This window comes from Paenibacillus castaneae (assembly GCF_002884445.1).
GTDB classification, from domain to species: domain Bacteria; phylum Bacillota; class Bacilli; order Paenibacillales; family Paenibacillaceae; genus Pristimantibacillus; species Pristimantibacillus castaneae.
The window spans coordinates 5,357,114-5,379,037 of sequence record NZ_KZ614144.1 but is presented as its reverse complement, the minus strand read 5'-3'; the positions used below and the strand labels follow the sequence as shown (position 1 = coordinate 5,379,037).

General features: G+C 45.0%; 14 protein-coding genes and 2 pseudogenes. 10 read left to right on the top strand and 6 right to left on the bottom strand.

The genetic code is table 11. The annotated features are described in order from the left end of the window. The first annotated feature begins 6 nt into the window (after window positions 1-6). Window positions 7-711 (top strand): response regulator transcription factor, encoded by a 705-nt coding sequence (locus CEF13_RS24060; RefSeq protein WP_102716535.1) that lies wholly within the window; start codon window positions 7-9, stop codon window positions 709-711. A gap of 130 nt (window positions 712-841) precedes the next feature. Here the strand turns inward: CEF13_RS24060 and CEF13_RS24055 are convergent, their stop codons facing one another. From CEF13_RS24055 to CEF13_RS24035, 4 genes are all read right to left on the bottom strand, one after another. Continuing rightward, window positions 842-1,036 (bottom strand): YjfB family protein, encoded by a 195-nt coding sequence (locus CEF13_RS24055; RefSeq protein ID WP_102714699.1) that lies wholly within the window; start codon window positions 1,034-1,036, stop codon window positions 842-844. 46 nt (window positions 1,037-1,082) lie between these two features. Beyond that, the gene (locus CEF13_RS24050; protein WP_102714697.1) at window positions 1,083-1,451 is read right to left on the bottom strand and encodes a DUF8042 domain-containing protein; all 369 of its coding nucleotides are present in this window, start codon (window positions 1,449-1,451) and stop codon (window positions 1,083-1,085) included. Between the two features lie 72 nt (window positions 1,452-1,523). Next, entirely contained in the window at window positions 1,524-4,244 is a 2,721-nt protein-coding gene (locus CEF13_RS29530) for a flagellin N-terminal helical domain-containing protein (protein ID WP_279588947.1), read from the bottom strand. 173 nt (window positions 4,245-4,417) lie between these two features. Beyond that, window positions 4,418-4,603, bottom strand: a complete 186-nt coding sequence (locus CEF13_RS24035) for a carbon storage regulator (RefSeq protein ID WP_102714695.1) — start codon at window positions 4,601-4,603, stop codon at window positions 4,418-4,420. A gap of 557 nt (window positions 4,604-5,160) precedes the next feature. Here CEF13_RS24035 and CEF13_RS28615 point away from each other — a divergent pair. Then, window positions 5,161-5,550: pseudogene (locus CEF13_RS28615) on the top strand (GAF domain-containing protein); the annotation flags it as partial. On the opposite strand, the gene CEF13_RS24025 reads toward CEF13_RS28615, so the two are convergent. After that, window positions 5,516-5,671, bottom strand: a complete 156-nt coding sequence (locus CEF13_RS24025) for a carbon storage regulator (protein WP_076338376.1) — start codon at window positions 5,669-5,671, stop codon at window positions 5,516-5,518. The pseudogene CEF13_RS28615 and the gene CEF13_RS24025 sit on opposite strands and share 35 nt — an antisense overlap. A gap of 649 nt (window positions 5,672-6,320) precedes the next feature. On the opposite strand from CEF13_RS24025, the gene CEF13_RS24020 reads away from it, so the two are divergent. The 7 genes from CEF13_RS24020 (at window position 6,321) to groL (ending at window position 13,725) form a co-directional block, all read left to right on the top strand. Next, complete coding sequence (locus CEF13_RS24020) at window positions 6,321-7,481, top strand: YhgE/Pip domain-containing protein (protein WP_102714691.1); 1,161 nt, start codon at window positions 6,321-6,323, stop codon at window positions 7,479-7,481. Between the two features lie 22 nt (window positions 7,482-7,503). Then, the gene (locus CEF13_RS24015; protein ID WP_102714689.1) at window positions 7,504-8,094 is read left to right on the top strand and encodes a TetR/AcrR family transcriptional regulator; all 591 of its coding nucleotides are present in this window, start codon (window positions 7,504-7,506) and stop codon (window positions 8,092-8,094) included. A gap of 168 nt (window positions 8,095-8,262) precedes the next feature. Beyond that, window positions 8,263-10,098, top strand: coding sequence for a heparinase II/III domain-containing protein (locus tag CEF13_RS24010; protein ID WP_102714687.1), 1,836 nt, complete (start codon window positions 8,263-8,265; stop codon window positions 10,096-10,098). Window positions 10,099-10,120: 22 nt separating this feature from the next. Beyond that, window positions 10,121-11,260, top strand: a complete 1,140-nt coding sequence (locus tag CEF13_RS24005) for a glycoside hydrolase family 88 protein (protein ID WP_102714685.1) — start codon at window positions 10,121-10,123, stop codon at window positions 11,258-11,260. A 27-nt stretch (window positions 11,261-11,287) separates the two neighbouring features. Then, window positions 11,288-11,587: an ABC transporter ATP-binding protein gene (locus tag CEF13_RS24000; protein ID WP_102714683.1), complete on the top strand. Its 300-nt coding sequence runs from the start codon at window positions 11,288-11,290 to the stop codon at window positions 11,585-11,587. Window positions 11,588-11,722: 135 nt separating this feature from the next. After that, the gene (gene groES / locus CEF13_RS23995; protein WP_102714681.1) at window positions 11,723-12,004 is read left to right on the top strand and encodes a co-chaperone GroES; all 282 of its coding nucleotides are present in this window, start codon (window positions 11,723-11,725) and stop codon (window positions 12,002-12,004) included. An 86-nt stretch (window positions 12,005-12,090) separates the two neighbouring features. Next, window positions 12,091-13,725 carry a chaperonin GroEL gene (gene groL, locus CEF13_RS23990; RefSeq protein WP_102714679.1) on the top strand — a complete coding sequence of 545 codons (1,635 nt, stop codon included), beginning with the start codon at window positions 12,091-12,093 and terminating at the stop codon, window positions 13,723-13,725. A 270-nt stretch (window positions 13,726-13,995) separates the two neighbouring features. On the opposite strand, the pseudogene CEF13_RS23985 reads toward groL, so the two are convergent. Then, window positions 13,996-14,322, bottom strand: a pseudogene (locus CEF13_RS23985) (tRNA-binding protein). 737 nt (window positions 14,323-15,059) lie between these two features. Here CEF13_RS23985 and CEF13_RS23980 point away from each other — a divergent pair. After that, entirely contained in the window at window positions 15,060-21,653 is a 6,594-nt protein-coding gene (locus tag CEF13_RS23980) for an S-layer homology domain-containing protein (RefSeq protein ID WP_102714677.1), read from the top strand. Window positions 21,654-21,924 lie beyond the last annotated feature (271 nt).

Sequence of the window (21,924 nt, the reverse complement as noted above, 5' to 3'; positions counted from 1 at the left end):
GGTGTGGTGAACACGCACAAAATAATGATCGTCGATGATGATCCCCATATATGCGAGATTGTTCAGGTGTATTGCGAGAGGGAAGGTTTCATATCCTCCTACAGTCATAGCGGGACAGAAGCCATGAAGCTGCTTGCATCGTTCGAGCCGGATTTGATTGTACTGGATGTACTGCTGGCTAATGAAAACGGCATAGATTGGTGCAGGAACGCACGTAGCTACACGAATGCGCCGATCGTGTTTCTGAGCAGCCGTGAGGAAGACGAGGTGAAAATCAGCGCATTATCCTATGGCGGCGACGATTATGTGACCAAACCGTTCAGTCCGGGAGTACTCATGGCCAAGATTAAGGCTCACCTTCGCAGAGTGTCGACGGGCAGAAGGGAACAACTGCTGGAGTTACCGGGTTTGACGCTGGATTTCTACGCACAGTCCGTCAACATGGGTAGTGAACCCATCTTTTTATCGAAAAAAGAGTTCAGTCTACTGTCCTATATGGCACAAAACGTTAATCGTGTCGTCAGTGTCGATGCGTTGTTTCAGCTCATCTGGGGAATGGAGAGTCTGGAGGATACGAGAACGGTCGCTGTACACATCAGTAATTTACGCAAAAAAATCGAGGCTGACCCTGCCAATCCTGAGAGAATCATTACGATTCGGGGGGCCGGTTATATGCTGGTTGCCAGAAGTGCGTTGCAAGCGCGAACATAACGAAATACAGATAAGTTTGAAATGTTAGCGAATGTGGTTTGCTTTCATTTTAATATCCTCCCTTACAACGCAAAACAGCCCCAATCCCGGCGAAAGGATGGAGGCTGTTCATTGTTTCGTTGTATGTTGCTCAAACTTTAAGGTAGATGGTTCCGCCGAGATGCGGCTGTGCTGATTGCTGCACGGCTTGCGCCTGCTTCAACAGGTCTACGATGCCCTCCGCATTATTAGTTGCCGTATTCATAGCCGTTTTCACCGTTGCCAGCGACGCCGCTTGCTTGACGCTGGACTGGTTTAACGTGATGGACAATGCTGCTACGTCCATACCAGTTCACCTGCCTTTCCGACCGTTAGTACCTTCGTGTAACGAATTACGATAATGTATAGGGACGAAGGACGACTTCCAGCTCGCGGTGTAAGACGAGGAATGCCGGTTGCAGACTGAATTGTAGCTTTTCTTGCACCTGTCCTGGCTGTTCCTGTTCGTAGGCAGTGACGACCCGTTCGAGCGATTGCTGCAGCTGTTGAACAAGCTGTTCAATGTTGTTGGCCGGAAGCCGCTTCAGTAGTGCGGGCAGCGCTTGCTCCAAATGGTAGAAACCCTCCACGACATTGCTCATGAGCGAGCTCGTTTCCTCAAATTGTCCTTCGTTAAGCTTGGCTTTGATATGCGCAATCGCCTCTAGACAGGTTTCGGACAGCTTTAGCGTCTTGTCCATGACATCGATGTATTTTTCCATTTCACGACCTCATTTCGGAGTATGAAAAAGGAGACCCTAGAGAGTCTAGAGTCCCCTTTGATAAGGATAATATTAACGGAGCAACTGTAGAACGCCTTGCGGCTGTTGGTTCGCTTGCGCCAGCATCGCTTGCGCAGCTTGGGAAAGGATGTTGTTTTTTGTAAACTCCATCATTTCTTTAGCCATATCGACGTCGCGGATACGTGACTCGGCAGCCGTCAGGTTCTCTGCGGAAGTTCCAAGGTTGTTGATCGTATGCTCCAGACGGTTCTGGAACGCACCCAGCTTGGAACGCTCGTTGGAGACAGTTTTGATCGCGTTGTCCAGTACTTCGATCGCAGCTGTTGCTTTATCCGATGTTGTCACATCCAGACCGTATTCAGCACCGGTATTGTTGGTTCCGTTCGTTACCGATTGAGTGGACGTGAACGCAGCACCGGCCACAGAACCTTGTGCAGCGCCAGCGCCTTTACCGGAAATACCAAGTGCCAGGGAACGCATATCTCCAATGTCAACGGTCAACGTTTGTCCGTTGTTTGCACCGATTTGCATTTTGAGGCCTTGATCTACAGCGTCGGCTCCAACTGTCGATTTAGCGCCTTCGGAAGCAGTCAGCTTCAATGTTTTCGCCAGCTCGTCCGCGCCGATCGTTACCGAACCTTTGCTTCCTTGAGTTCCAGCGGAGATGACGAATTTGCCATCTTCCAGACTTACCGTTGCGTTGGCAAGAGCAGGATCAGCCGCTCTGATCTGCGATTGCAGGTCGGATGCTAGACCGCCAGCTGTGTAATTGCCTGCGGTCAGCGAAATATTGACGTCAATGCCGTCAATCGTCAGCGTGCCGGTATTGTTGGCATTGTGACCCTGCTGCAGCGCTGCCGATCCGAGGCCCAGCGCGGAAGCCGCGCTGCCTGTAGTTGCGCCGATCGTGCTCGCGCTGCCAGTCAGACTGTTCGTAATGACAAGTGCGTTGTCAGCGTTGAAAGACGCCACCGCGTTGCCTGTGCCGAAAGCCGTATCCAGCTTGCTGTTAAGATCGGTCAGGAATGTTGAGCGATCGCCTGCCACAGTAAAATCATAGTTGCCGTCAGCCAATGTAATGTTTTTCGTGGCACCGCCAACTGTCACGGACAGTTGGTTGTTGCCCAAACCCTCAGTGCCTGTTGTGAACGATGTTCCGATAAGCGCTGCTGCGCCGCCGCCATCAATCGTGAACTCATCCGAAGAATCTGCAGTTGTGAACACAATTTTGTTGTTGTTATCGAAGCCAACCGTGACGCTAGCGAAATTGCCGCCCAGCGCCTGGATTTTCGCTTGAACATCAGCAACAAAATCTTCTGCACCATCATCCCCGCCAGCACTATAATTATTTGTATCCAGGGTGACCGTACGCGTTTCGTTGTTCAGCGTAATCGTTAACTGGTTGTTCTCCGTGCCTTGTACGTAATCCGCTTTGCCTGCATCCAGACCGAGGCTAGCTGCTGCGGAACCGGAGATGTTAGTAATGGTGCTCGCGCTGCCAGTCAGACTGTTCGTAATGACAAGCGCGTTGTCGGCGTTGAAAGACGCCACCGCGTTGCCTGTGCCGAAAGCCGTTTCCAGCTTGTCGTTAAGATCTTGCAAGAAACTGTCGCGTCCAGCGATAGTAGTCATATTGTAATCGGCTGCGGCCAAGCTGATTGTTTTCGTATCGTTGCCTACGGTCAGCGTGAGTTTGTTGTTAACCGTGTCGGCACCAGTTACGAGGTCAGCACCGTCGCCCGTAGTGGACAAGTGCGTCAGCGCGCCGCCACCTGCGATTGAGAAGGTATCAGTAGCGTCGGCAGTTTTGAACACAATCTTGTTGTTTGCGTCAAACTTTACTGTTACAGTCGCGAAGTCGCCGCCTTGAGCCTGAATTTGCGTTTGAAGATCTGCAATAAAATCGTCTGCTGATCCGGTAGTGCTGTAATCCGCTACTGAAAGCGAAATTGTCTTAATAGTGCCGTTCAGATCAATTGTCAGCTCGTTATTGCCAGCCGTTACGTTTGGACCAGAGCCGGCAGCAGCATGTCCGGTATATGCCTCAGCCGAGGTAATTGTCGCTCCGGTTTTAGTAGCGTCAATAACACTAAAGCCCGCTCCCAAAGTGGTAGCAACATTCACATTACCCGTAGCTGTCGCAGACGTACCATTAACATTCGGGCCGCTGTTCGTTTCAGACCGCTTATTGTAAGCCACGCTGCCTGTTACCGTGCTGCCGCCAACTGCAGAGAAGCTAACTTTGCCAAGCGCAGAACCTGTAGCCGTTGCTTTCGTATTCAAGTCCGTAATCGAAATATTGCCGGAGACTGCTCCGCCTGTAACACTGGCAGTGGACACCTTCTGTACGTTCAGTTCGCCTTTCAGCAGGCTCTTGGAGTTAAACTCCGTCGTGTTGCCGATCCGGTTGATTTCGGAAGTCAATTGATTTATTTCCTCCTGAATCGCCTGACGATCTTCGCCGGAGTACGTGCCGTTCGCCGATTGTGCTGCCAGCTCGCGCATACGTTGCAGGATAGAATGCGTCTCGTTCAACGCGCCTTCTGCTGTTTGAATAAGGGAAATAGCATCTTGGGAGTTGCGCTGTGCTTGATCCAATCCGCGGATTTGTGCGCGCATTTTTTCGGAAATCGCAAGGCCTGCAGCGTCATCGCCCGCACGGTTGATCCGAAGACCGGAAGACAATTTCTCTAAAGATTTGCCTGCTGCTCCTGTGTTACCTGCTAATTGGCGGTGCGTGTTCTGTGCTGCAATGTTGTGGTTAATTCTCATTTCTCATTACCTCCATGTGGTGTGTTTTAGGATGCCTATCCGTTGGCATCCTTTGAAGCGCATACCCTGTACTCACAAGTCATTGATGGATTGCGCGCTAATCCAAAACAAGGAATTGTAAGTCAAACTGTTATCTTCCTTGATTTCACCACTCGTCCTTAAGTGGCAGAGGTTTAGACCTTTTTTGCCATTTCTAAAGCTATATTGTTTTCTTCCCATAACTCTCCACGAACAATAGCAATATGCTTCGGTGCTTCAATTGCCAAGCGTAAATGGCCTTCATCGCTCTTAATGACCTTTACCATAATGTTGTCGTCGATCAGCACATATTCTCCGGGTTTTCTCCCTAACACGAGCATTGGCTCATCCCCTTATCCCGCTTATTATATTGACATAAAAAAATGAGCAAACAGGTCGCTGCCCTTCTTCCTCCTGAAGAATGACGGCGACTTATTTGCTCATCCTAAGTCTCGTAATTATTTAATAAATTATTCAATTGTCAAAAAACGACATTTAAACAACAAAAGGACGAATAAATAGGCATCTGTTTCAAGTGTTCCTCCTTGAAACTACATGCGTATTTACTCGTCCATGAGTAATCGGATATGTGATTAATTTATATATCGACAATTTATTTGAAATGTTTAGTCTTTTTGCAAAAAACTTTTTTGAAAGTTGAGAGAATTTCAAAATTCGAAAGCCTTACTGGGCTTGAGTTTTTAATGCGTGAAAAAAAGGAGTACCTCCCCAAATCTCGTGCAGAGTCGGATTTGCTTTGGGACTTCCTTGAACTGGTAATCCGTAATGCCGATGCCGAAAGGGGAATAATCCTGTTGGAGAGAGAGGGGAAATTGGTTGTAGAGGCTGAGAAAGAAATCAACCGGAGTCGAGGGAGACCCATGGATATCCAAGACCTTTATCTACTGGGGTTGTTCAATTCGTGATGCGAACGCGGGAATCCGTCGTTCTGGGGCAAGCTCGAAAAAGTATATTTGCATCCGATCCATATATCCAACGGAGACGATCCAAGTCGATTTTGTGCTTGCCCATTCGTTATCCGGATAACCGGGACGGCGTTTTGTACCTGGAAAATAGTCTAACATCCGGTGCTATTAATTCAGACCGTTTGGAAGTATTGGAAATGGTATTCTCGCGAATGGTCAATTTGAAGCTCTGGCAATTACAAGATAATGCTCAAGTGAACTGCAGCTATTGGACTAGTTCAAAGCTGCCGAAACGAAAGCTTGCATTAAAAATCGAGATACTTGTGCTTATTCTTGATTTAGCAATTCTCCTCGAACGATAGAGATATCTTTTGGCGCTTCAATAGCCAAGCGTAAGTGCCCCTCTTCACTTTTAATTACCTTTATGATAATTTTTTCGTTGATCACTATGTATTGTCCGGGTTTTCTTCCAACGACCAGCATCAGACTCACTCCTTTACCGTATGTGATTTGAACATCTTTTACGAGAATTATCATCATTCGTTCAATTGAAGTTTCCGTATTGCTTCCTCCAACAGTAACTTTCTTGTTTGTAACTATTGGTTGTTACCCTTTTAGGGTCAAGTTGTCCATTTCCTTTTTCAACTGCTAATATTTTTACTACTTACTCCTTAGCGATTTGTCTGACTTTGTACCCTCCCCTACTGCTTGAGCAGCAGGGAGGGGAAAGCTCAGTAGCAACGCTAAAAATAAGCTGACCATTGCCTTTTCATAGCGATTTTCCTCCTTGTATTTTATCATGGTAGATTAGCCTATTAATGAAACTCAAAGAAAACTTTAAGTTCGCGTTCGAGATAAAGCATGCGAAAGAAACAGATTACAAAGATAATTGGCTGTAAAAACGTTGATTCGATGCGAATGAATAGCAGGAGAGCGACTGCGGCCAGTCAGAGCAGAGGATCATCCTTTCTAACAGAAGGCTATAGTGAAAATATTACTTCCCCCCTAAGCAAAGCAAACCCCAAACTTCAAATTTTTTGAAGCTGCCCTATTGACAAAACAGGCTCATATGCTTCATATTTAAACAATCGTTTAAAACGGTTGTTTAAATAGAGATTAGGAGTGGTTACGTATGAAAAAAGCATTACAAGCATTTATGAAGCGTCCTTCGACGTGGGTAGGAATAATTACAGCCATCATGTTCCAGGTTATTTTCTCGGTCATATGGATGACGGGCTACAACGGGGTAACAGATCGAGTGGATCAGCTTCGCATTGCAGTGGTGAATGAGGATCAACAGATGGGTGAGCAAATATCAAATGGATTGATAAAGAATCTTCCTTTCGCTATGACTCAGGCAGCTAGGCTAGAGGAAGCCAAGGGGCAGCTCGACAATCGCGAGCTGCAGATGATTGTGGTCATCCCAGCTGATTTCTCACAGAAGGTGGCATCCGCTGATAGTGCTGCATCTATTCAATATCTCATAAATGAATCGAATCCGGCTCTCATCAAGAGCATTATGACCGGAGCTGCTGCGAAAATTACGGCAGAGGTAAACGGGCAAGCAGTTGCTGCAGGCGTCCAAAACGTTCTTGGAAGCATGAATATGCCGGCTGAGCAAGCGGCAGCGGCGGCACAGGGATTGTCCCAGCGCGTGACATCAGATATTCAGTCTACGAATGTAGTAAAAAATATGAGCAATCAAATGGTTCCGATGATGATGGTGCTTGCTTCCTTCGTAGGTGCTATGATTATGGGAATGAACTTTGAGCAATCCACTATGGTAATCAGCGCTACTACCGGCAAATGGCACAGGTTTGCTGCCAAAAGCTTGGTGAATGTGATAGCGTCGGTCTTTATATCATTAGTTGGATCTTCGCTGCTCGCTTCCTTCGGCGGACAAATGGAGCAGGGTTTCCTTCATTTATGGTTGTTCCAGTTATTATTCCTGCTTACGTTCATCTTTGTTACTCAAATGTTTCTTTACCTGTTCGGCATGGCGGGCATGTTGTTTAATATTATGCTGTTGTCTGCTCAACTCGTTACGTCGGGCGCAATCGTGCCTCGTGAGCTGTTGTCAGACTTCTACATTAAGCTTGGAGATTTGTTTCCTGCAACGTATGCGGTGGAAGGCATTATGAATATATTGTTCGGTGGACCCGCTGCAACCTCGGACGTTTGGGTACTTCTTCTTGTTCTCGTCGTGGCAATTGCGGTAAGCATGCTGAGAGTGGGCTTGAACCGTAAGTCGATTGAGCAAACATCGCCAGCGGTCGCTAATCAAAGGGCATAATCCTAATAGTAGGAGGATCAATATGACAGCAGAAGACGCGGACATCAAAATAAAAATATTGTTAGCAGCTAAAAAGCTGTTTGCCCAACAAGGGTTCGAAAAAACGACTATCCGGCAAATATGCGAAGTAGCAGGCGCTAATGTCGCGCTCGTGTCGTATCATTTTGGCGGAAAAGAAAATATGTTTGGCGCTCTATTCGAACACTTTTTTCCAAATAATCAAATTGCAGAAATCGATCCGTCATTAACTCCTGTAGAGGGTGTTAAACTCATTATTAGCGAAGTCATCACATTTCGTAACCATGATGAAGAGCTGATTAGCATCATTCAGCAGGAAATCATGATTAATACTCCCCGCATTCGAAAAATTCAAGATCATGTTATGCCGATCTGGCAGAAGCTAAGAGAATGGCTGGAGCAGGGACGAGATCAGGGGCTATTTCATTTCCGCTCACTGGATGGGACGTTAATGTCTGTTATCCGATTGATGCTGTTTCATCGAAATAGCGCTTACTGGGATGTTTTAATTGAGGAAGAGGAGACCAGTCTTGATCTCATGGTTGATGATCTAACTCAGTTCGTCTTAAACGCCCTACAGTACAACAAAAAATAGCATGGTGCAGAGACCGTTTGCGAGAAATCGCAGAGCGGTCTTTTTTTGTGCAAAATAAGGAAGTAATTGTTAATCGCAATCTGCTAAAATAGGTGGTACAGAGCAATTATACCTTTCGAATGAACAGATAAGATAAAAGCGAGGGAAGAAACGGAGCGATATTCAAAAATGAGAAAAGAGCAAATGAAAGACATGCTTGATCAAAGCAGAAAGCAAGGTCTTTCCTTACTTGCAGCAGGCGGCACGATCTCTCAGTTGAAAGAAAGGATGCTTTCGGAGTGGAATCAACCGCTTATTGCTGAAATCAGAGCGGAAGCAAAGCGGATGGTCCTGGAAAGTGATTCAGAGCTAACTTACTCCCTCTTTCAAAAATTTGATGAAACAGGCGAGAGGCTGAGCTATGAGCGTGTTTATTTCGAAAGGCGAAAAAGGCTGAATGCGTTCACGATTATGTCGATGCTGGAGCCTGACAATGAGGCATACAAAGAGGCATTTCATAATATCGTTTGGTCCATATGCAATGAGTATACTTGGTGTCTTCCAGCCCACTACAATAAGTCTTCAGAAAGAACGGAAATTGATTTATTTGCTGCAGAGACGGGCTTTGCACTGAGTGAGGTGCTGCTGCTAACCGAAGACGAGATGCCTGATTTGCTCCGAAAGCGGATCAGGGAAGAAATTGAACGGCGACTGCTTCAGCCATTTCTAGAAGAAGGCCCTTACGGCTGGGAGAAGGCTGATCATAACTGGGCTGCGGTATGCGCAGGCTCGATAGGCGCGGCTTCCATTCATCTGATTGAGAGTACGGAGCGACTGGCTCAAGTGTTGGAGAGGGTGCTTGAGGCGCTCGAAAGTTATTTAACCGGCTTCGGCGATGATGGGGCATGCCTGGAAGGCTATAACTATTGGCAGTACGGCTTCGGCTATTATGTTTATTTCGCTCAGCTTTTAAAGGCTGCGACAGCTGGCCGCGTGAATTTATTTGCTTCTAAGAAGGTAAAGGAAATGGCACGCTTTCAACAGAAATGTTTTACCGGCGGCAATACGGTCGTCAATTTCTCCGATTGTATGTCTGAATGCGGTATATTCATGGGACTTAGCTGGTGTCTGCATGATGAGTATGAGGATGTTGTAATTCCGGATATGAGTCTCCGAGCATCTTATGCTGCAGATCACTGTGGCCGCTGGGCACCGGCTATACGTAATTTGCTATGGACAAAGAAGGAGCACACCACTCTAAATGAAGGGCCGAACCGAACAATATGGCCAGCGGAGTCGCACTATTTGCCGGGTACACAGTGGCTGCTGTCGCGTCACGTAACAGATACTGGAGGCAGCTACAGCTTCGCGGCAAAAGGCGGACATAATGATGAGCCGCATAATCATAATGATGCGGGACAATTTATCGTGCATGCTGATGGAGAAGCATATTTGGCCGACCTGGGCAGCGGCATGTATACAGCACAATATTTTGGCCCAGATCGGTACACGCTCTGGTGCAACGGCTCTCATGGACATTCTGTGCCGATTATCGGAGGGCAGCACCAGAGGAGCGGAAGACAGTTTCGGGCAACCATTCAAGAAGCGGTGACGAATAATGAGTACGATCAATTGACAATCCATTTACACGAAGCCTATGAGAATGAGCAGCTGGATCTGGTTGAGCGCAGTTTTTATTGGAATAAAGACGAGCTGCCTGCTTTGACACTAACGGATACGATTGTATTTAAAGATGTTGCTGCGGGAACGAAGAATCAATCCGTCGTCGAGCGTTTTATAACTTTCCTTCATCCGATTCATGTTAAAGAAGGGCAAATGCGATTACTAGGGAAAAGGCAGCTGGGGGTGTACTATGATTATCTCGCATGGGAGCCCATTGTAACCGCTAGAAGCGATATGGATCATTATGGCCGTGAACGCTTCTGGTACACGCTGGATTTCAGACCGATCTTAGAGGATACTAATCGTATCATTGGTCATTTTATATTTCAGTTTGAATCATAAAGGATAGATTTGAAGCGAGGAGCTGAAAGGTTTGGAGCAGAACAATTGGTTGGAAGAAGCGTGGGAGAATGTACATAGGAAAGTAGCGCGAACGAGCGAGCGCATTGGCGCCAGATTTCCGCATGCCAGCGTAGATGGAGCTTACGTGCTGGAAGCGCCAAATTGGTGGACAGCAGGATTTTGGCCGGGACTGTTATGGTTATTGTACCGTGATCCCGCTTCTAGAGACGAGCGTTATAAGGATATTGCGGAAGCCTGCGAAAAACAGCTCGATGAGGTACTGATCGGTTATGATCGGCTTGATCATGACATCGGTTTTATGTGGTCGCTGACTAGTGTTGCCAGATATAAGCTGCTTGGCGAGGACCAGTCGCGGAAACGAGCGCTGCTTGCTGCGAGCGTGCTTAGCGGCCGATTTAACGTTAAGGGGAACTACATAAGAGCATGGAATCCTTGGGGGGAAGGAGGTCGGAACGAAGGCTGGGCTATTATAGATTGCATGATGAATTTGCCTCTGCTTTATTGGGCTAGCGAGACGACTGGCGACCCGAGATTTAAACATGTGGCAATGGAGCATGCCGACACAGTGCTTGCCCATTTCATTCGAGAAGATGGGTCAGTTAATCATATTGTTATCTTTGATCCTCAAACAGGGGAGTTTGAGAGCGTGAATGGCGGGCAGGGATATGCGCCGAACTCGGCTTGGTCGCGCGGAGCTTCATGGGCGATATATGGCTTGGCGCTAAGCTACCGTTATACGGGAGAGAAGAGATATCTTGAGGCAGCGAAGCGAGTAGCGCATTTCTTCATTGCGAATCTGCCCGAGGATTCTGTTCCTCATTGGGACTTCCGTTTGCCGTCTGGCGTAGAAAGGTATCGTGATACATCGGCGGGAGCTTGTGCAGCTTGCGGTTTGCTCGAAATTGCGGCTTCTGTGCCGCAGGAGGAAGCTACTCTTTATCAGCTTGCAGGAGAGAAAATGCTGATATCCTTGTATGAGATCTATGGGGCTTGGGATGATCCGGGCGAAGAGGGGTTAATCCTGCATGGCACGAGTCATTATCCGGAACGAAGAAATATTGATGTTCCGCTTATTTATGGCGATTATTTCTTTGTAGAAGGCTTAGCAAGACTAAGAGGAGATTCCACGACGTTCTGGTAGGAGTGGATGATAGGGGTAGCTTTAAAAATGAAGCTTTTTTCATTAGAACAGCCGATCAGGATTTCGAAACCTGATCGGCTGTATGGCTTCATTAGTCCATTGCTGCCTGTTCATGATTTAACGTTAGAATATGAAAAGCATGATGTCAATCAAGCGGTTCGATATAGCGATACGATTATGGTGATGAAAAACGGTGAAATGCTCATGGCTGGAGTGCCGGAGGAAGTCATTACAGAGCAGGCTATGAAGGACATATATGGCGTAAATGTTGCGATCAGGAGGGAGGAAGAGACGGGCCTGATTGTTGTTCCTCTAAGTATCGTGTAAAAAAACGGCAAATTCATGCCAAGCACTTGAAATCCATTACGAAAATGAGTATGATAAAAATAGTTGTTAGCACTTGAAGGTCATGAGTGCTAACGGAAAAAAATAAGCGACAATTTTTGAAGGAGGCTATTTTCAATGATCAAACCTTTGGGTGAACGCGTATTGATCGAAGCAATCGCGAAAGAAGAAACAACCGCTAGCGGTATCGTATTGCCGGATTCAGCGAAAGAAAAGCCGCAAGAAGGTAAAGTGGTAGCAGTTGGCAGCGGTACGCTGAAAGATGGCGTTCGTGTTGCTTTGGAAGTTAAAGAAGGCGACCGCGTTCTTTTCTCCAAATATGCAGGTACTGAAATCAAATACGAAGGCAAAGAGTATTTGATTATGAAAGAAAGCGACATTCACGCGATTTTTGGATAAGCAGCCCTTTTAGGGACACATAGAAGGCAAGACGGTGACGGTGCATTGCAAATGTACTTACAATATCTTTAGGAGGTTACTTAATAATGGCTAAAGAAATTAAATTTAGTGAAGACGCACGTCGCGCAATGCTGCGCGGAGTTGATGCGCTTGCAAATGCAGTTAAAGTAACACTAGGTCCAAAAGGCCGCAACGTAGTATTGGAGAAAAAATTCGGCAGCCCGCTCATCACAAATGACGGTGTGTCCATTGCGAAAGAAATCGAGCTTGAAGATGCATTCGAAAACATGGGTGCTCAGCTTGTTAAAGAAGTAGCAACAAAAACTAATGACGTTGCAGGTGACGGTACGACTACCGCTACTGTTCTAGCTCAAGCGATGATTCGTGAAGGCTTGAAAAACGTTACTGCAGGCGCAAATCCTATGGTTATCCGCAAAGGTATCGAGAAAGCTGTTAAAGCTGCTGTTGAAGAGCTTAAAGCCATTTCGAAACCAATCGAAGGCAAACAATCGATCGCACAAGTTGCCTCGATCTCATCTGCTGATGATGAAGTTGGCCAACTGATTGCTGAAGCTATGGAAAAAGTCGGCAACGACGGCGTTATCACAGTTGAAGAGTCGAAAGGCTTTGTAACTGAGCTTGAAGTGGTTGAAGGTATGCAATTCGACCGCGGATACGTTTCTCCATACATGATCACGGATACGGACAAAATGGAAGCGGTTCTCGACAACCCTTACATCCTTATCACGGACAAAAAAATTGCGAGCATTCAAGAGATCCTTCCGGTTCTTGAGAAAGTCGTTCAATCCGGCAAACAGCTTCTAATCATTGCTGAGGATGTTGAAGGCGAAGCACAAGCTACACTAGTAGTGAACAAGCTTCGTGGAACATTCACTTGCGTAGCGGTTAAAGCTCCAGGCTTCGGCGACCGTCGCAAAGCAATGCTGCAAGATATCGCTGCTCTTACTGGCGGCCAAGTAATTACAGAAGAGCTAGGCCTTGAGCTTAAATCAACAGATGTTGATTCCCTTGGTTCCGCTCGTCAAGTACGCATTACAAAAGAAACAACAATCATCGTTGACGGCAGCGGCAACTCCGCTGACATCGTTGCTCGCGTGAATCAAATCCGCGCTCAACTGGAAGAAACAACTTCCGACTTTGACCGTGAGAAGCTTCAAGAGCGTCTTGCGAAATTGTCCGGCGGCGTTGCTGTAATTAAAGTTGGCGCAGCTACAGAAACAGAATTGAAAGAGCGCAAGCTCCGCATCGAAGATGCCCTCAACTCCACTCGTGCAGCGGTTGAAGAAGGTATCGTATCGGGCGGCGGTACAGCCCTCATTAATGTATACAATGCTGTTGCAGCTGTTAAAGCAGACGGCGACGAGAAAACAGGCGTTAATATCGTTCTTCGTTCCCTTGAAGAGCCGCTTCGCACAATTGCTGCGAACGCAGGTCAAGAAGGTTCGGTTATCGTTGAGCGTCTGAAAAACGAAAAAATCGGCATCGGCTACAACGCTGCTACTGGCGCTTGGGTGAACATGTTCGAAGCGGGTATCGTTGACCCTGCTAAAGTAACTCGTTCAGCACTACAAAACGCAGCATCAGTTGCAGCTATGTTCTTGACAACTGAAGCAGTTGTTGCTGACAAACCAGAACCTAAGGGTGCTGGCGCTGGTATGCCAGATATGGGCGGCATGGGCGGTATGGGCGGCATGATGTAATAAGGGGTTAAACCCTTGTACATTAAGACTTTTCAAGCTTCCGAAACTTGAAAGGTAACGGAAGGGAAACGCCGTTAGACCACATTTTAACCACATAGTTTAATAAAAAACTTCTCATTAGATTTTACATTAATGAGAAGTTTTTTGTTAATTTGACTATGTTTAATCTTGTTGTTGATTTTCAAAGAAAACCGCCAATTGAAAAGCGATTAATCAACTTCAACTATAGATATCCATTTGTTGAATGAACATCTACAACCGAATGTTCTTTTAGGCAATCGGTGTACCATTTTTAACTGGCTCATTTGGTTTCAATAGTACAACATCACTTCCTCTGGAACACCTCAAATTACCAACACTGCAGATTCAAAACCAGCAATTCGTCTTACTGGAAAATTTACTATTGCGACACTTGACTACCTATAAGTTGTTCTCGTTCATATCTTCTCGTTATTTGGGCAAAAAAACGTTAATACCGATTTCACCAAAATCAATTTCTAATTTTATTGCAGGTTTTCGTGCTTTTGGAAAAGGCTCTGCTTTAGTCACAGTACCTATACGGGAATCTAAGTTCAAAAAATCATTGATTGTTGCCACGATTATTCACTCCACCTATTACAGATTACGTTGCTTTAACTTTCATACCGTTTAGTGTAGAGAAAAGAAGTTTGTCGAAAAGTGGTGTTTATCTTATTAAGAGTAAACAAGCAAGAAGCGATAACCATATTTTTGTCATTCGACGTTTTGCTCTCATATTCCTTGCTATTTAAGTAACGGAACAGCGGTTATGTTGCCGTTAGACCTCCCTTGTATGAGTTGCAGACATTTTAAATTTTAAGCAGTATTAGTAGGCGGTCATTCTTCTAAGGCAGGCAATGGTGTCTCCGCTTTTTGATTGTCTTTTCATAATTGAAAGTTAAAGTAAAAGGAAGAACTCAAGCGCTTGAAAATAGAAATGAATACTTTGTTAACGAAAACTTCTATTTACAATTTTGAAGTTTTTTTTCTTGATTAATAACAAAGTATATGATAATTTTAGAACGTAAGTTCATAATCAGGAAAATATATTCCGTATACAGAACGAAAAGGGGTGTGTACAGGGTCTATTTTCAATAGGCATAGTTAAAATTATGTAGAAAGATCTGCATTGTCAGAAAAGTAAGCGCAAACATTAAGTCGGAGATTATGACAGTATGCAGCAAAAGTGAAGGAGGAAATTAGGTTAAGTCAGGCTCTTTACAATAAAAAAGTAAAATACTGCATGATAGTCTACAATTATGGCCTATTATCAAAAAAGTATTGAGTGATTATTAATTGTACAGGAGGCAATCGACTTGAAATTAAAAACCAGTTCGTCATTTAAAAAAAGTATGAGTATGATCCTATCCTTGGTAATTTTACTTTCCTGCTTTCCACCAATTGGTCAAGCGGAGGGAAGCGTAAATACGGTCACTTCGGTAGGAGTCTCACCAACTCAAATTACATTTATGTATGATGACCATTCGAATGAATCTATTAATTTGAGATTTAATTGGATTACAAATACAGATATCAAGGACACGGTTATCGAATATGCGCCTAAAGTGTATTATACCGAGAACCATACGTTTCAATATCGAAAGGTTGGAACATACGTCAAGGCTGATATTAACCTAGGCTCGAGCGATCCTGTACACGGGCATAAGGTTGAAATCTCTAGTTTGGCAGCCGATACCGAGTATGTCTATAGATTAGGAGACGGTGCAGAGAATTGGAGTGAAATGTATACTTTCAAGACTAGACCAGCAATTGTTGAAGATTTTACTTTCCTGTTTCTTACGGACCCACAGAGAGATAATTATTCCGGTTACATGGATACACTGGAGCCAGCTATGAATGAAGCTTATAAAGATGTGCCCGATCCTGCATTCGCGCTAATTAGTGGCGATCTTGTGAATCACTCTTATAAGTCGGAGCAATGGTCGGGCTTCTTTGAGTCCATTCAGGATAAATTGACGAAAACACCGCTCGTTTCGACTATCGGGAATCACGAATATGAAGGCAACCCGAGCGATGGCTTCCTCAATTGGGAATCTCCAGATCCGTATTTCACGAATTTCAAAGCAAGATTCAATACACCTGAGAATGGACCTGCCGTTACTGGCGCTGCTGGTGACAAGCCCGTCGTAGTAGGTGCCGCTGCCAAAATATTGGATGGCACGTCTTATTCCTTCGAATATGGTGACGTATTGTTCATAGTGCTTAATATTTTCGATCAATTACCATGGAATACGATTCAACCACAACTGGACTGGATGAAAACAGTAGTCAAAAATTCGGATGCGAAATGGAAGATAGCCACTTATCATCATGGGCTATATCTTGGTCGTAGAGATCATATTTCTCACTATCGGGACATTGCGAAAGCATTCGATGATGCCGGAATCGATCTTTCATTATCCGGTCATGACCATATGTATCTGAGAACACATCCGATGTATAACGATAAAGTTGTTGAAAAGGGCGAAGGTACGACATACATTACTGGCGGTTCTGCATGGTCTAGTGAGGGCTACAAATTTAATCCGTCAATTGCCGGTTCGTATACTGCTATTCATGAAGATGAAATTAAAAGCGGCTACCATACGGTTCATGTGAGCAAGGATGCAATCTCAGTTATAGCCAAAAACAGAAATGCGGTAAATGGTGAATTTGAAGTTATTGAAAGCTATACGATCAATCAACCATTGCCGAAAAACCTTGACAATTGGATACCGCCTGAATCTCCAGACCGTGTAGAGGATGAGAATTTCCCGCCATTGGTAGATGGGGTTTATCAAATTAGTACAGCAGAGCAGCTTTGGTATATGAGCAAAAATATGGGGACGGGATTTAATAAATTACCGTATAACGGCTCTTATAAGCTGACGAATGACATTGATATGAAAAATATTAAAGGTTATCGACCGATTGGAGATGGAGCTGGTTCGAGCACCTATTTTACCGGTACATTCGATGGTAATTATAAGGTTATAAAAAACTTGAAAATTGTGTATGATCCAGGATGGGAATCAGGAAATGTAATCTCCTATGTCGGACTCTTCGGATATTTAGGTTCCAGTGGCTCAGCTCGTGGTGTCATTAAAAACTTGGGTCTCTTAAATGTTGATTACTCTAGCAGTATCAGCAGCACGGGTGGCATTGTCGGTATGAACTCAGGCGGCTTAATTGAAAATACTTATGTGACGGGTCGCATTACAAGTACGAATACCTTTGCCGGGGGAATAGCCGGCAGAATGAGAAACAACAGTAGCACATCCGATGGCGAGATTAGGAATAGTTATTCGATAGCAGTGGTGGAGGGCTTGAGCGAAGTAGGTGGAATTGTTGGTTCTATTGTTGAGCAGACAAGTACTACTAAAAAATCACGTGTCGAGAATTCTTATGCAACTGGGGAAGTAAAGGCGACGAAGGCCTCCGGTGCTATTGCAGGAGGAGTTGTAGGGAACATCAACTCTTCAATTGGAGTAGTCAAAAATAATGCGGCTATCAATATGAGAATATCAGGCACTTCCATTGGTAAATTATATGGAGCTGCCCATGCTTCTGCATCCATAACAGATAACATCGTTTGGAAAGATATTGAGGGTGTGGATGGAACAGCTTTTGTCGCTCAAAGAGGAGTAATAGGAGAGAAAGCTGAAGAAGATTTCTATCAACAAGCTACATTTAATTCACTTTCTTGGAATTTCACAGATACTTGGAAATGGCAAACGGTAGCCAGCAGCAATGCAAAAGGCTATCCAAATTTACAGAAAATTGCCAGCCAAGGCTTCCCTTATCCTTTCATCGATAAATTTGATCTTATTGCAGCTATAGAAAGCGTGACGGGGACGAATGCGAAGGTTGATGCTGATTACACGGCATTCAGTTGGGCGAATTTTGCCGAAGCCCTTGCGAATGCACAGCGAATCGCCAATGATTCTCGAGTTCTTCAGGATGAGATAGATAACGCCTTGCAAGCACTTCAAGCTGCAATTACGTTCCTAGCTGCACCGGGTGTGGGTGATGGCTTCACGGCTGCTACCCTTGCTGAGCTGCGCTTCAGAATTGCGGAGATTGGCAGCGGAACAGGTACAATTACAATTACGGATAGTTTCGACGGAGATGATAACCTAGGAAAGATCGTATTTGACGGCGGTAATATTACCCTAAGGGCCGATCATCCAGTAACCATCAAAATGAAGGGTAATATTTACCTAGAGCTGGTTGGAGGAGCATTGACAATAGGTGATAATATTACCTTGAAACAAGCTGCCGATAATACGATAACGAGCAGGTTCATTTATTTGACAAGCAATCCGATACTTCATGTGAATAATGCAAAAATTATTTCTGAAATACCATTTTTCGGTTCATCAGGTGTAATTGTGATTGACAACAGCAATGCTAAGATTCATATTAAAAATTCACAAGTTTCGGCAGAAGGTGCACGTACCATCTATTCGTATGATGCAGGGTCTGTTATCTCTATTGAGAACAGTACAGTCGCGAATAAAGAAACGGCACTTTATCGCGGAGATTATATCCTGCTCGGAAGCACAGTCCTAAATGGCAGTGTTGGCGGCAACGCAGTGCTTCATGATTTCAGAGCAACGGATATAATCGGATCTCCGAGTCCTGCCACAACAGTGACGTTGACTAAGACAGGTGCAGGAATTGCTGTTACGGATGCAAGCTATAAAATATTTTACACGACTGACGGCAGCGATCCTACAACAGGCATTGAGTATAAGTCACCTTTTACTATTTCTAAGGATACGGTCGTAAAAGCAATTATTAAACATCACAATTTCTTTGGAAATCCCGTTTCGCTTCACTACACAATCTCTGGAGAGCCAGAGCCAGAACCAACTGACAATGAATTTAATGTATGGACGCTGGGAAGCCTGGACAGGGCGAGAAAAGTGTCCGAAATAGGCAGTATAACATCTGCGGAAATGTATGCTGCGAAAGGAGAAACGACATCCTTTCAAATTGTTGTCAAAGCACCGGACAATGAAGCTTTTGATATAACGGGTGTGAACATATCGAATCTGTCGGGTCCCGGGGGCAGTGTGATTGACAGCTCCCACATTGATCTGTTCCGCGAGCATTTTATTAAAGTAGGAAAACATACGTCGGGCGGTCAGGGAGGCACGAATAATAGGCTTGACGATGACTGGTTCCCGGATGCGTTGATTCCGTTCATCGATCCAGTCACCGGAAAAGCGCCATCAGCAAGTGCGCAGTATAAAGCTATACCCTATACAGTAGCTGCTGGAGAAAATATGCCTTTCTGGGCAGATGTAAATGTCCCGTCGGATGCGGCTCCAGGCAACTATACGGGAACGTATACGGTGCAGACATCTGCTGGACAGGTCACTGGAGAGGTGAGCCTAAACGTATGGAATTTTGTCATGCCAGTGAAATCGTATCTTCATACGTCATTCGGCATCAGGGGTGAAGGTGCAGATAAGCCCCCTGGAGATTACGCAACTGCTCATGACTATAAGCGGGATGTGAATGTCCATAAGGAATTGCTCAGAAATAGAATCAACCCTGAATCCGGCGTGAATCCGGAGGATGAAGACGAGCTTATAGCGATGGGGCTCAAGTCATTGAACACGGATTTCTGGAGCAATGCCGATTGGGGTGCAACAGAAATGGATCCGCCTCCTACTGTAGATGAAATTCTTGCAGAGGTGATAAAACATGATCCCCGGTTGTTGCTCTATAATTACACTGCGGATGAAATTGAGTATATTTATGATAACCCGGCCTACCATGATCATTTCCGCAGCACGTTGAAAGAGTGGGCAGATCACCTGCATCAAGCAGGAGTGAAGCAGCTGGTGGTCACGAAGCCGTATTCCGATTTGTTAACCGATGAGGATCTCGGAGGCGAAGGCAAGCCGATTGTCGACATCTATGCTATTCTTAACGATTACTATAAAGATAATAAAGCTGTAGTCCGAGAAGCGCAGGATAAAGGTGCGATGGTATGGACGTATACCGCATTATCCCAGGACAAGTATTCTCCGAAATGGGCGATGGACTACGCACCGATTAATTATAGAATAAGTCAGGGATTTATTAACCAAAGCATCGGGTCGAATGGTTTGCTCTATTGGACAATCAATTTCTGGTCCAGTGATCCATGGACGAGTGTGAATGCCAGTGAAGCGAGCAAGAATGTTCCAGGCGACGGTATTCTCATCTATCCAGGCGAACAGGCCGGTCTGGCAGGAATAGCTCCATCCTTAAGGCTCAAAGTCATTAGAGATGGAATCTATGATTATGACTACATTGAAATGTTGAAGGAAGCAGGATATGGCGAATGGGCATTAGAGATCAGCAAGGGTATCGCAACTGATTTCGAGAGTTGGAACCAGTCTCCAGAGGCGCTCGAAGCAGCCCGTATTAAACTTGGGAATAAACTCAGTGAGATTCAAGACACCCAACTTTCATCGAACGCGGATTTGAGTGATCTAAAGGTAAATGGATTAACGGTTAACGGATTCTCAGCGGATGTGCGAAGCTATTCATTGAATGTACCTAACGCCACAACATCTGTTACAATCACCGCTAGTTCAACGGATGCAGGTGCTACGATTGAATTAATAGGTGGAGACTTGTTGATTGTAAAGAATAATACGGTCAGCAATCTGGCAGTAGGGGCGAATACAATCACAGTTACAGTAACGGCTCAAGACGGTACGAAGAAGAAGTATTCGATCGTTGTGACAAGAGCGAATGCGGCTCCGCCGACGGATACCGATAATCATAATCCACAAGCACCTAGAGATGAGGATACCAGACAGGAAATCATTGATCACGGTAATGGCACCATCTCGGTTACGGCTTCAATGAAGGGAGATACAGCAACAGCTAGCATTACTTTACAGCAAGCTCAAGGGAAAAGTATTACCGTGACTTCTCCGATTGCAACAATAACACTTCCAGTTGGAGCCATTGATATTCATACGTTAGAACAGCAGTTGGGAAGCAGTGCTTGGAAGCTTGTTGTAACCATGACCGAGCTGCCGGAGCAACAGCAACAAGCCGTAGCGAAGTCGATCCAATCATCGAAAGGTACCATCATTGGAAAAGTAATCGAATTTATGGTATTTGCAGAAGTGGATGGCCGTAAAGTTGAGGTTACGAACTTTAATGGTATTTATACTCCGCATACAGTGCTTCTTGATACGGCTGTTGACGGTCGATATGCAACTGTTGTCAGGATCGAGAATGATGGGACGTTCACATTCGTACCGGCTGTATTTAATGGGAAGGAAGTTACTTTCTATAGTCCAAGCAATAGCCGATACGCTATCCTGGAAATGAACAAATCGTTTGGGGATCTGCAAGGGCATTGGGCGAAGGAAGACATTGAAAGACTGGCCTCCAAATGGATTGTGTTCGGAACGAGCGATGCTGAATATATGCCTGATCGGAATATTACACGCGCTGAGTTTACTTCATTAATTATGCGCGCATTAGGCTTTTCGCCAGAATCCTCGTTATCATCATTCCAAGATGTTTCAGCAAACGCATGGTATGCCGGGACGATCGAGAAAGCAGTGGTGCTAGGTTTGGTGAAAGGGGGAACTGATGGCAACTTCCGGCCGAATGATGTGATCACACGAGAGGAAATAGCCATTATTCTGAATAAAGCAATGTCTATAGCTGGCAAGCCGTTGGCCCAAGGAACGACGACATCACTTGCTGCATTCACAGATTCCGATCAAATAGCGGGATGGGCGAAGCAGGAGGTCGCGGATGCAGTTAATAGCGGGCTACTCTTAGGTATGCCCAATGGCCAGTTACAGCCGAAGGAATCGGCAACTAGGGCACAAGCAGCTGCAGTGATTTTAAGACTATTGCTTCAAGCAGATTTTATAAATTAATTTGAACAACCCTTTCAAATACAAGAAAGTCCGGGTGGATGTTAACTCGGGCTTTTTTCATTACGATATAAACATCAACTGAGGGTTCTCTAAAGTATCTAAATATAATTTTTTCACATAAAAAGTACTTTTCTCTTGATTATTGGAAGAGTGTATGGTATTTTTAGGTCGTATATTCGTTATATAGAAATATTATTCTAAATACAGAATTAAATGGAGGTGTGAAAATTTAATATTTATTTAAAAGAAGCTCTGTCGGATTAAATATAGG

Coding starts and splice junctions, on each gene's coding strand:
- CEF13_RS24055 (WP_102714699.1), bottom strand. CDS start 1,036: ATGGACGTAGCAGCATTGTCCATCACGTTAAACCAGTCCAGCGTCAAG.
- CEF13_RS24050 (WP_102714697.1), bottom strand. CDS start 1,451: ATGGAAAAATACATCGATGTCATGGACAAGACGCTAAAGCTGTCCGAA.
- CEF13_RS29530 (WP_279588947.1), bottom strand. CDS start 4,244: ATGAGAATTAACCACAACATTGCAGCACAGAACACGCACCGCCAATTA.
- CEF13_RS24035 (WP_102714695.1), bottom strand. CDS start 4,603: ATGCTCGTGTTAGGGAGAAAACCCGGAGAATATGTGCTGATCGACGAC.
- CEF13_RS24025 (WP_076338376.1), bottom strand. CDS start 5,671: ATGCTGGTCGTTGGAAGAAAACCCGGACAATACATAGTGATCAACGAA.
- CEF13_RS24020 (WP_102714691.1), top strand. CDS start 6,321: ATGAAAAAAGCATTACAAGCATTTATGAAGCGTCCTTCGACGTGGGTA.
- CEF13_RS24015 (WP_102714689.1), top strand. CDS start 7,504: ATGACAGCAGAAGACGCGGACATCAAAATAAAAATATTGTTAGCAGCT.
- CEF13_RS24010 (WP_102714687.1), top strand. CDS start 8,263: ATGAGAAAAGAGCAAATGAAAGACATGCTTGATCAAAGCAGAAAGCAA.
- CEF13_RS24000 (WP_102714683.1), top strand. CDS start 11,288: ATGAAGCTTTTTTCATTAGAACAGCCGATCAGGATTTCGAAACCTGAT.
- groES (WP_102714681.1), top strand. CDS start 11,723: ATGATCAAACCTTTGGGTGAACGCGTATTGATCGAAGCAATCGCGAAA.
- groL (WP_102714679.1), top strand. CDS start 12,091: ATGGCTAAAGAAATTAAATTTAGTGAAGACGCACGTCGCGCAATGCTG.